Genomic DNA, 10,797 nt, shown 5'->3' with positions numbered 1-10,797 from the left:
CCATGCGTCGTCGTGTGCTCACGCGCCGGCAGACATGGGCAGGCGTCGAACAACGCTTAACACAAGCACGCATCCGCTTGAAGTGATTGCTGACATTCGCGGCTGCCGAGACGCGAATGTCGGGAAAGCGACCTGAAGCTGCCGCATCGATGGCGGTACCTGAGTGTCAGGCATGGCCGATGAAGGAGCGTTCGTCTTTGACAATCGGAGGTCGATTACGGAGCGGACCCGACACCTGAATGTCGGACCGACGACGCATGTGATCGCCGGGCTGTGACCGCGTGCTGCCCGGCGCGGCCAACAAAAAACCAGGGCCCCAGTCGGCGATCAATGTTGACGAATAACCACCCATACCGATAAGACGCCCCCCGACGCTCACGCGCCGGGATCGGGCTTTCGCGCTATGCGTCGAGCCGCGTTCGCGTCTCGCCCCTGTCGGGCATCAATCCCTGGCGCAGCCGTCAACCCCGCCACCTTCTACTCGAGCGTGGCCGGGCACAACCACGCAGCCGCGCCTGCCGCGCGGCATCCCTACCCGGTCAACCCGATGCATGGCATGCACGGGCTCCCAGCTTCCCGCCCTTGACCCGCAACCGTAGCCGATAGCGGGCGGGCATCAAGGGGCGAGGGGACCGTGTTGCCCGCACCCCTCCCTCGCCTTTTTCCTTGACGCCCGCCCGCTATCGGCTGCCTGAGTCGCACGGGCGGAAACCCGGGAGCCTGGCGGCAGCAAAGCCAACCCCGGGTTCCACCGGGAAGTGTCCAGCCAAAACGGCAGCGCACATCCCCTCGCCCGGTTCAGGCCCTCAACCTTTTGTGCTTTGGAGATTGCCATGCAACTCGCCTCCTCTTTCCGTCCTAACTCGCCGGTGCTCCGTTCCAATGTGCCGCTGTCCGACCATCAGATCCATGACGTGGCCCCGTCGATCTTTGCCGAAGGCAAGCACGACAGCCGCTCCGAGCGCTACACCTACATTCCCACCATCGACGTGCTGCGCGGCCTGCGAAATGAAGGTTTCGAACCGTTCATGGTGTGCCAAACGCGCGTGCGCGATCAGGGTAAGCGCGAATACACAAAGCACATGCTCCGCCTTCGTCACGCCGACCAGATTGACGGAGACGAAGCCAACGAAATCGTGCTGCTGAACTCGCACGACGGCACGAGCAGCTACCAGATGCTCGCAGGCATGCTGCGCTTTGTCTGCCAGAACGCCATGGTCGCAGGCGACAACGTCGCCGATATCCGTGTGCCGCACAAGGGCAACATCGTTCAGAACGTCATCAATGGCGCGTTCGACGTGTTCGACGGCTTCGACCTGATCAGCGAGCAGAAGGACGGCATGCGCGACGTCACACTCGACCGCGACGAACAGCATGCGTTCGCCCGCTCCGCGCTCGCATTGCGCGACGACCCGACCGACGCCGAGACCCCCGCCCCGATCACCGAAAGCCAGTTACTCGCCCCGCGCCGCTTCGAGGATCGTCACGATGACCTGTGGACGGTCTTCAACCGCGTGCAGGAAACCTCACAAAGGGTGGCCTGCATGGACGCTCGCGCACGGGCCGCTCGATGTCCACACGGTCGATCACCGGCATCGACCAGAACGTGAAGCTCAACCGTGCCCTCTGGATGCTCGCTGACGCGATGTGCCGGATGAAGGCATAAGCACAGCAGGGGTGGCAACCCGCTGCCCTGTTTCATATTTTTCCATCAAGACTCCTATCCGGGTCGATTCCTGATGGTTTCCGGCAGCACCCCGACCCGGAACTTCCCTTCCCATTTTCTGGCGTCAATCATGCAATCCCATGAAGTTGAAACCACCACCACGGCGGACGCCACCGAATCCGCGCCGGTGCTTGAGACCAGCTTCGGTAACGAGCAACCGGTCGTTACCGTTCCGTATTCCAGCCTGAGCCCCTCGCCGCTCAATGCCCGCACGGCAACGCTCACGGGTATTCCAGCCCTGGCCGTCAGCATCCGCACAAAGGGGCTGCTGCAAAACCTCGCCGTCCACGAGATCAAGGGGACGCGCGGCAAACAGCGCAAATACGGCGTTTGCGCGGGCCAGCGTCGCGAGGCCGCGCTCGACCTGCTATTCGGACAGAAAAACATCGCCGCCGACTATCCGGTGCCCGTGCGGATCGTCAGCGAAGGCGAAGCCCTCGCCATTTCGCTGATCGAGAACAGCGAGCGCGAAGGACTTGATCCGTTCGACGTGCTGCGGTCGTACCGGTTGCTCGCCGAGGAAGGCCGCGGCATCGATTACATCGCCGCGCTGTTTTCTGCCACACCGATCACGGTCAAACGACGCATGAAGCTCGCCAACGTATCAGGCAGGCTGCTTGAGCTGCTGCGTGAGGACGCGATCACGCTCGACCAGCTTGCCGCACTCGCCCTCGCAGACGACCACGAGACGCAGGAACACATCTGGTTCGATGCGAACGAGTGGCAACGCCAACCCAACTACCTGCGGCAGGCGATCACACGCGCCGAGATCGACGCGGGCCGCAGTCGCCTTGTGCGTTTCACCGGCCTGACCGTCTATGAAGCAGCTTTCTCCATCGTGATTCCGGCCGCCGAAATCAAACCGGCTATCTGGCTGCGCGCGACCGCATCGCGGGAACTCACCCAGACCCGCTCTGGAAGGTCCGCCGCGATTCCGGCTTCTGGCTGCGGTACCGGCTTGCCACCCACGTACTTGTAAAAGCCCTCACCGGTCTTTTTCCCGAGCAGCCCGCCGCTAAGACGAATCGCCGTCAAAGGCGAAGGCCGGAATCGCGGCTCTTCATAGAATTGCTGATAGATCGACTCCATGACGGGATGCGAGACGTCGAGCGACGTGAGATCCATGAGCTCGAACGGTCCGAGCCTGAATCCGGCCTGCTCCCGCATGATGCGATCGATATCGGCAAAGTCCGCAATGCCTTCCCGACGATGCGCAGCCCTTCCGTATTCATCGCGCGTCCGGCGTGATTGACGATAAAGCCAGGCATGTCTTTCGCGCGCACCGGTGTATGACCCAGCCGATGCGCGAGCTGAACCAGTCGGTCACCCGTCGAAGGCGCGCCACGTAGACCATCGATAACCTCGATGACCTTCATCAACGGCACCGGGTTGAAGAAATGAAACCCGGCGACGCGCTCGGGCTTCGAGCACGCAGCGGCGATCGCGGTGATGGAGAGCGACGACGTGTTAGACGCAAGAATGCACGTGTCGCGCACCATTGCATCGAGCTGCTTGAAGAGCGCCCGCTTCGCTTCCAGATTCTCCGCGATAGCCTCGACGATGACATCGCAGCCTTTCAGTGCCTCGAGTGAGTCCGCGGGTATGATTCTCGCGACGGCTTCGGCCGCCGCAGTGGTGGTGATGCGGCCTTTTCCGGCAAGCATCGTGAGCGTGTCGCTCAAATGTCCGCGCGCCGCGTCGACCGCATCGCGACTGATGTCGTAGAGATGCACGTCAATGCCGGCCAGCGCGGAGATTTGCGCGATGCCACGTCCCATCGCGCCGGATCCGACAATGCCGAGCGCGTGCGTCATGAAATCTTTCATCAGGTATGGTTCGGGTTTCTAATTTTGTCGTGCAACGCATAGCGGCGCAGGCTTGCCCGCCCTCGCGGCGAGCCGCGCATTCGCGGCAAGCCGCGCTGGTACGAACGACGGATCGCCCAGCGCTTCATAGAGCGCCTGCGACGTTTCCGCGTGTTCCGCGAGACCAGTTCGATCGAGCAGCGCAAGCGGGCCTTCCGGGTAGCCCAGTCCCATTTTCAGTGTCGTATCGAGATCCTCGGCGGTGGCGAGCTTCTCGTCATAGCGGCGCAGCACGGCGTTGTAATAAGGGCGAATCAGGCGATTGACAATGCGGCCCGGAAAGTCGTTGCAGATGGCCACGACAAAGCCTGCATTCTCGAAGAGCGCCTTGAGCACCTGCAGTGCCGCCTCGTCATGCTCGCGCGGCACGACGAGCTCGATCAATTGCGTGGGCGCTGCCTTACCGAGCCGAAAGCGCGCGAAGCCGAACACCCGCTTCGATCCGCGTTGCGTGTCGAGCAACGCTTCGGCTTCATCCGTATAAACGCCAAGACACTCGTCCTTCAGTTCGATCGCGACAATCGCGTCTGCGCAAAGGTTGGCACGATTGTCGACGTACTCCTTGCCTGCGCACGCGCCTAGATAGACCTGGCAATCGCCTTCGGCTGACGCGTTGTCGAGGAACGCATGGCGCTCGGGAAACGACCGGCTCGCGCCGGCCCATTTGATGCAATAACTCATCTCAGGCTCCAAACATCTTCGTGTCGGTGTGCTGGTGGAATCCACGGCCCGTTTTTTTGCCGAGCCAGCCCGCCGCGATCATGCGCTTCACGAGCGGCGGGCACGCGGCCCGATCCTCGTTCGTCAAGCCGTGCATTGCCTCGCACAGCAGACGCTGGGTATCCATGCCAATCAGATCGAGCAATTCGAGCGGCCCCATCGGATAGCCCAGCGCCGTCTTGATGGCCTTGTCGATTTCCGCCGGTTCCGCAACGCCCGCTTCCACGAGACGGATCGCGTCGTTGTTATAGGGAATCAGAAAATAGTTGAGGATGAATCCCGGCGTATCCTTTGTTTTGACCGGCTTCTGGCCGAGTTGCTCGGTGAAGTCCCACGCGCGCTGCCAGGTGTCGTCACTCGTCGCAAGGCCGGGCGACATTTCGACCAGTTTCATCAATTGCGCGGGCAGGCAGAAATGCATGCCGACGAAGCGATCGGGCCGGCCCGAGCCGCCTGCGATTTCGGTAATGGAAATCGTTGAGGTATTCGAGGCGAAAATCGTCTCGGGCTTGCAGATCGCGTCGAGCGCGGAAAAAAGCTCGTGCTTGACACACAAATCCTCGAACACCGCCTCGATGATCACGTCGCTCGACGCGAGGTCTTCCAGACGCGTGGTGGACGACCATCGCGCGAGAATCGATTCGACCTCTTCGGCGCTGAGCTTGCCGCGCGCCACAGATTTATTCAGAAATGCTTCGGTTTGCCGCCGGGCGCGATCGAGCGCATCCTGGCGCGTATCGAACACGATCGTGCGAAATCCCGCCCTTGCCGCCACGATGGCAATTCCGGTGCCCATCGTGCCGCTACCCGCGACTGTTACCGTATTCACTTTTGTCACGTCTACTCCACCTAGGTTGTTTGCATGCATTTGCCGGGTTCACCAATTCCTGAATGCCGGCTTGCGCTTTTCGATGAACGCACGCATGCCTTCGTCGGCGTCGTTGGTCTGGTACGCCAACGTCGAGAGGTCCGCTTCGATACGCAGCCCCTCTTCGAGCGCGGAATCGAATGCCCTTTGGACGGCCTGCTTCGCCAGCATCAAGGCGATCTTGCTGTGTCCCGTGAACTGGCGGCTGAACGCTTCGCCAATCTGATGGGGATCGCCCTCATCCACCACGCGGCTGACGAGGCCGATCCGCGCGGCTTCCTCAGCATCGATCGTTTTGCCCGACATGATGAGTTCCAGCGCACGCGCAGGACCGACGATGCGCGGCAGGCGTTGCGTCCCGCCGTAGCCCGGAATCAAACCGAGCTTGATTTCCGGCAGGCCCATCTTCGCGGATGGCGTCGCCACGCGGAAGGTGCACGCCAGCGCAAGCTCGAGGCCGCCGCCAAATGCATAACCCTTGAGGACGGCAATCGACGGGATCGACAGCTCATCGAGCTTGCAAAACACAGACTGCCCGAAGCTCGCTCCCTGTCGTTGCTCCACCAGACAGCGCGCAGTTAACTCCTTGATATCCGCGCCCGCACAAAACGCCTTGTCCCCATGTCCCGAAACGACCAGCGCGGAAGCGCCGGACGCCTTGACTTCGTCGATCGCGCTGGATATTTCACGCAGAACGCCAAAGCTGAGCGCGTTGAGCGCTTCCGGGCGATTCAGTGTGAGGAATGCGATGTCCTCACGGAATGAAAGTTCGACGCTCATGCCTCGCCCCTTCAATGACCGAATCGGCCCGCGTCGGGGGAACGACGCTCGGCGAACGACTGCGCGAGTTCATCCTGTTCTTCGCTGCCCATGTAGGCACGCAGCAGCAGATCGTGCGTCACTCGCGAAAGACCCGCGACGCCACCATGCCGCGCATTGAAAGCGCCTTTGATCGAGGCAAGCGCGAATGCGCCGCGCTCGGCGATTTCAAGCGCATATTCCTGCGTCGCGCTCTTCAATTCGCCATCCGGCACCACCTTGTTGATGAGACCCATTTCGAGCGCTTCACGCGCTGAGATCTTCTGGTTGCGATACCAGATTTCCTTCGCGCGTTTCTTGCCCACGAGATCTTCGAGGTACCACGTGCCGTACCCGGCGTCGAAGCTACCGACCATCGGCCCCACCTGGCGGAAGATCGCGCTTTCCTTTGCGATCGTGAGATCGCAAACGACTTGCAGCACGTTGCCCCCGCCGACCGCGAAGCCATTGACCGACGCGATCACCGGCTTCTGCAGACGGTCGATGCTTTCGTACATTTCGAGCACAGGCAGCACGCCCGCATAGAGCTTCGAGTCCTGCATGCCGTCCTTGCGACCGCCCGTGCAGAAGAACTTCTCGCCCGCCCCGGTGAGCACGATGACGCGCGTGCGCGTCTCGCGGCGAATGTCGTTGATGCAATCGCGGATCTCATGACACATACGCTCGGTGAACATGTTGCCGTCGTCCGGGCGATTGAGCGTGATGGTCCCGATCGGGCCATCTTCTTCATACAGAATCTCTTCGTAAGCCATGGAAACCTCCATCAAATGATCTTTGCCGCGACGAGACGAGCAACTTCCTCTTCGGCCAGCCCGAGACGCTGCCGCAACACGCTTTGAGTGTCGCGACCGAGTTCGGGCGGCGCTCGTCTGTGAACGTTGCTGATGCCGTCGAAGCGAATGCCCAGACCCACCTGGGGAACGAGCCCGTCCGCACCCTCAACTGCGTAAAACATGCTCTTTTCGCGCAGCACTTCATCGGCGACGAGCTGTTCGACACGGTTGATCGGTCCGGAGGGAATCCTGTGTGATTCGAAAAGCGCAAGCCAGTGCGAGCGGGGACGCGCCAGCAGAATGCGGCTGACTTCGGTAACGATTTCTTCGCGGCGCTCCCTGCGTGCCGCGTTCGTGGCGAAACGCGCTTGCTGGCCGTACGCGGGATGGCCGACCGCTTGCCAGAAGCGCTGCCAGATCGCATCGTTGCCGAGACCGAGCGTGATCGGCTCGTCCCCGGTGTCGAACACCTGGTAGACTGCGATGACGGAATCGCGCCCGCCCGATCGCGTCACCGCTTCACCGCTCCCGAGCCAGGGCACGATGCGCGGCGACATGAAGCGGACCATGCTTTCCACCATCGAAACGTCGATCGCCTTGCCGGTACCGGTACGCTGCCGTTCGATGATCGCCGCCAGGGTCGCGAGCGCGACGTCCTGCCCCGCGAGCAGGTCCGCCGCAGGCGTGCCGACTTTTTGCGGACCGCTATCGGGCTCGCCGGTCAGATCCATCACGCTCGAATAGCCTTCCGCAATGAGGTCGTAGCAGGGCGAATCCGCGCGCGTGCCCGTGAGGCCGAAGCCCGTCAGCGAAACGTGGATCAGGCGCTCGTTGATCGCTCGCAGCCTCGTTTCATCGAGTCCCAGCTTCGCCTGCACGCCCGGGACCATGTTGAGCACGATGACGTCGCTCTCCTCGACGAGCCGATCGACGATATTCCGTCCCTGCGGCTGGCGAATATCGAGGGTCATGCTTTCTTTGTTCCGGTTGACGCTCAGGAACCAGAGCGACTGCGTGCCCAGAAACGGCGGCCCCCAGGCCCGCGTGTCGTCTCCCGCGCCGGGCTTCTCGATCTTCAGCACTTCCGCGCCCATGTCCGCGAGCAATTGGGTCGCGTAGGGGCCGGCGATGGAGGTCGTCAGATCTAGTACGCGAATGCCCTCCAGCATGCGCAAACCCCCTCCATCGCGTTGTACGGGGAGCGAATCGAATGGCTTCATAATCAGTTGTCTTAATTAAATGTGTTGCGAACGGATTGATATAAACTAATCGAACCCGCCGTTTCCTGCGTTGTTGTGACGGCTGCTGCTACTGCCGCGCTCGCGGCCGGCGTCAGACGTCCAGAAGCAACGGACGATTCGCGGTCTCGCGCATCAGGACGGAGGCGACGAACGCGATGCCCGTCGCGCTCATCACAAAGAACGCGGGTGATGCCGGGTTTCCGGTGCTGACCACGAGCCAGGTCGCGATATAGCCCGCCGAGCCACCGGCGAGAATCGAAGCGATGTTGTAGCCGAGCGCAAAGCCGCTGACACGCATCGAAGCAGGCAGTGTTTCCGCGAGCGTCGCAAGCAGATTCGCCAGATAGCACGCGGTGATCTGTCCGAGGACGAGCTGCACGGCGATGCCCACGACCGCGCCATGCGTGGCGAGAGTGAAGAGCGGATACGCGCTCACAACGAACAGCCCGTTAAGCAGAACCATGATCTTCTTGCGGCCGAAGCGGTCGGAAAGACGCGACCAGAACGGCATCGACACGGCCGCGAGCACGAGCGTCGCCGTGGTCGCCCATGCCGCTGTTTTCGCATCCACCACGTGTTGGGTCTGAAGCAGCGTGCTCAGATAGGTGAACACGGTCCAGTAACTCGCGTTCGACGTCAAAGCCAGGGCGATCACCACGAGAACGGCGGTGGGCCTCGCCTTGAGCACGCCGAGCGCAGGCGCCCGCTTGATTTCCTTTTCCTTGGCGATTTCCTCGAACGCGACCGACTCCTCCATGCGCAGGCGCACGAACAATGCGATGAGACCGAGCGGCAGCGAAACGAGAAAAGGAATGCGCCAGCCCCACGTTGCGAAATCCGCGTCCACAACGAGAGCCCGCGTTAGCGCCACGGTGAACGACGCGAGCAGCGTGCCCGAGACCGTTCCCAGATTGACGAAGCCGGTGAGGTAGCCGCGCCGGTTGATCGGCGATTGCTCCGCCACATAGGAGGCAGCCGTGCCCAATTCACCGCCTGCGGAAAACGCCTGAATGCAACGCAAAAGCACGAGTACCACGGGCGCCGCCACGCCGAGCGCTTCGTATGACGGAATGAAACCGATGAGAACGCTCGCGGCGACCATGCCCGCGACCGACAGCGTTAGCGCCTTGCGCCGACCCAGCCTGTCCGCGAGGTGGCCGATGACGATGCCACCGAACGGTCGCAGAAAGAACGACGCCGCAAAAATGGCGAACGTTGAGAGCAGGCCCGCAGTCGGATCGGACTTCGGAAAGAAGACCTGCGCGATGGTCGTCGCGAGAAAGGCGTAGATCGTGAAATCGTAATACTCGATCGCGGTGCCGATGCCCGCGCCGATGACAATGCGGCGCCGGCGCGCCGGATCGTGCGCGAGGCTCTCCTCGACCTCGCGCTCCGCTCTCGTATGAATCGAATCGTTCAAAGTACTCATGTCTTGTCTCCACCGTCCTCGCATGACAACACCGTTGCCAGTATTCTTATCGGGCGCACCAGGCATCATGTGCGCCATGATCGGTCAAGCCAGTCCCGTCGAAGGGGCGGCCGATTCCATTGCTGCGACTTCGTTGCCCGCGGCAGGTCTGTACTCCACGACGCCGCTTTCGATCAACTGCTCAATTTCACGTGCGCTCATGCCCAGCTCGCCTTCGAGAACATCGAAGGTATGTTCGCCGAGCCTCGGGGCGGCTGGACCGACGACCGGCGGCGTCGCGGAAAACCGGAGGCCGGACGTCACCACGGGATACCGGCCGTACAGCGGATGCTCGACATAGGCAACCTGATCCAGATGCCTGACCTGCGGATCCTCGAAAACGGCATCCATCTTGTTGATCGGCGCGACCGGCGCGCCCGTCGCCGACAGGAGGTCCACCCAGTAGTTCGTCTTCTGGGTGCGCGTGATGGCGCTGATCATCCCGACGAGTTCCGGCTTGTGCACCACCCGGTCGCCGTTCGTGAGGAAGCGCGGATCGTCCTTCCATTCCGGCTTGCCCAGTGCGTCGCACGTTTTCCGGAACAGCTTGTCGTTGGGCGAGCCCATCAGCACCCAGCCATCTTCGGTCGGAAACGCCTGATACGGTGCCACGTTCGCGTGCCCCGAGCCCTGCGGCTTCGCGATGCTCCCACCGATGAGATATTCGCTTGCGACATTGATCAGTATGGCCAGCTCGGTGCTCAGCAAGGACGCATCGACGCGCTGCCCTTCGCCCGTCACGGTGCGGTGATGAAGCGCGGCCAGCACGCCGATGGCGGCATGCAGCCCGGTCGACACGTCGATCAGAGCCACGCCGGTTTTGACCGGCTCTCCGTCCGCGTTGCCGGTCACGCCCATCAATCCGCCAAGCGCGGAAATCATCAAATCATAGCCGGGCCGCTCCTGGTACGGCCCGCTCTGTCCGAACGCGGAAATCGCGCAGTAGATCAGGCCGGGATTTGTCTTTTTCAGTTCTTCGTAACCGAGGCCGAGGCGATCCATCACGCCAGGTCGGAAACTCTCGACGATCACGTCCGCGTCGGCGACCAGCCGTTTGGCGATCTCCATGCCTTCCACGGTTTGCAGATCGATAGCGACGCTGCGGCGATTCCGGTTGAGCCCCAGGAAATAGGAGCTGACTTCGCCGACGAACGGCGGTCCCCAGCCGCGGCTGTCGTCGCCGGTTCCGGGCCGTTCGATCTTGATCACGTCCGCACCCAGATCGCCGAGTATCGACGTCGAGTACGGACCTGCCACCACGCGCGTGAAATCGATCACGCGCAATCCCTTCAAGCAAGTTTTCTGATTCATGGTGTT

The 10,797-nt window shown here is 62.0% G+C and carries 7 protein-coding genes and 3 pseudogenes; 2 read left to right on the top strand and 8 right to left on the bottom strand.

Going from position 1 to position 10,797, the window contains the following annotated elements; translation table 11 throughout:
* Positions 1-833 precede the first annotated feature (833 nt).
* Together PQR32_RS38160 and PQR32_RS38155 are read left to right on the top strand one after the other, a co-directional pair.
* A pseudogene (locus tag PQR32_RS38160) lies at positions 834-1,666 on the top strand (DUF932 domain-containing protein).
* 130 nt (positions 1,667-1,796) lie between these two features.
* A pseudogene (locus PQR32_RS38155) lies at positions 1,797-2,555 on the top strand (ParB/RepB/Spo0J family partition protein); the annotation flags it as partial.
* Between the two features lie 2 nt (positions 2,556-2,557).
* Here PQR32_RS38155 and PQR32_RS38150 read toward each other — a convergent pair.
* The 8 genes and pseudogenes from PQR32_RS38150 to PQR32_RS38115 form a co-directional block, all read right to left on the bottom strand.
* Positions 2,558-3,552 (bottom strand): annotated as a pseudogene (locus tag PQR32_RS38150) (3-hydroxyacyl-CoA dehydrogenase NAD-binding domain-containing protein); the annotation flags it as partial.
* Positions 3,553-3,570: 18 nt separating this feature from the next.
* Complete coding sequence (locus PQR32_RS38145; RefSeq protein WP_408239832.1) at positions 3,571-4,272, bottom strand: 3-hydroxyacyl-CoA dehydrogenase family protein; 702 nt, start codon at positions 4,270-4,272, stop codon at positions 3,571-3,573.
* 1 nt (position 4,273) lies between these two features.
* Positions 4,274-5,149, bottom strand: coding sequence for a 3-hydroxyacyl-CoA dehydrogenase family protein (locus tag PQR32_RS38140; RefSeq protein WP_408239829.1), 876 nt, complete (start codon positions 5,147-5,149; stop codon positions 4,274-4,276).
* Positions 5,150-5,188: 39 nt separating this feature from the next.
* Entirely contained in the window at positions 5,189-5,959 is a 771-nt protein-coding gene (locus tag PQR32_RS38135; RefSeq protein WP_408239826.1) for an enoyl-CoA hydratase/isomerase family protein, read from the bottom strand.
* A gap of 11 nt (positions 5,960-5,970) precedes the next feature.
* A complete protein-coding gene (locus PQR32_RS38130; RefSeq protein ID WP_408239824.1) occupies positions 5,971-6,750 on the bottom strand; it encodes an enoyl-CoA hydratase-related protein in 780 nt (259 codons plus the stop codon).
* Positions 6,751-6,761: 11 nt separating this feature from the next.
* A complete protein-coding gene (locus PQR32_RS38125; RefSeq protein ID WP_408239822.1) occupies positions 6,762-7,991 on the bottom strand; it encodes a CaiB/BaiF CoA transferase family protein in 1,230 nt (409 codons plus the stop codon).
* Positions 7,992-8,103: 112 nt separating this feature from the next.
* Positions 8,104-9,441, bottom strand: coding sequence for an MFS transporter (locus tag PQR32_RS38120; protein ID WP_408239819.1), 1,338 nt, complete (start codon positions 9,439-9,441; stop codon positions 8,104-8,106).
* Positions 9,442-9,525: 84 nt separating this feature from the next.
* Positions 9,526-10,791: a CaiB/BaiF CoA transferase family protein gene (locus PQR32_RS38115; RefSeq protein ID WP_408239816.1), complete on the bottom strand. Its 1,266-nt coding sequence runs from the start codon at positions 10,789-10,791 to the stop codon at positions 9,526-9,528.
* Positions 10,792-10,797: the final 6 nt, after the last annotated feature.

The sequence above is a fragment of the Paraburkholderia dipogonis genome, assembly GCF_046027395.1.
GTDB classification, from domain to species: domain Bacteria; phylum Pseudomonadota; class Gammaproteobacteria; order Burkholderiales; family Burkholderiaceae; genus Paraburkholderia; species Paraburkholderia dipogonis_A.
Note: the sequence above shows the minus strand (reverse complement) of the source record. Positions and strands in the feature narration are given on the sequence as shown.

Bases quoted from the DNA above. Each gene is read 5' to 3' on its own strand.
- PQR32_RS38145 (WP_408239832.1), bottom strand. From the start codon at position 4,272: ATGAGTTATTGCATCAAATGGGCCGGCGCGAGCCGGTCGTTTCCCGAG.
- PQR32_RS38135 (WP_408239826.1), bottom strand. From the start codon at position 5,959: ATGAGCGTCGAACTTTCATTCCGTGAGGACATCGCATTCCTCACACTG.
- PQR32_RS38130 (WP_408239824.1), bottom strand. From the start codon at position 6,750: ATGGCTTACGAAGAGATTCTGTATGAAGAAGATGGCCCGATCGGGACC.
- PQR32_RS38125 (WP_408239822.1), bottom strand. From the start codon at position 7,991: ATGAAGCCATTCGATTCGCTCCCCGTACAACGCGATGGAGGGGGTTTG.
- PQR32_RS38120 (WP_408239819.1), bottom strand. From the start codon at position 9,441: ATGAGTACTTTGAACGATTCGATTCATACGAGAGCGGAGCGCGAGGTC.
- PQR32_RS38115 (WP_408239816.1), bottom strand. From the start codon at position 10,791: ATGAATCAGAAAACTTGCTTGAAGGGATTGCGCGTGATCGATTTCACG.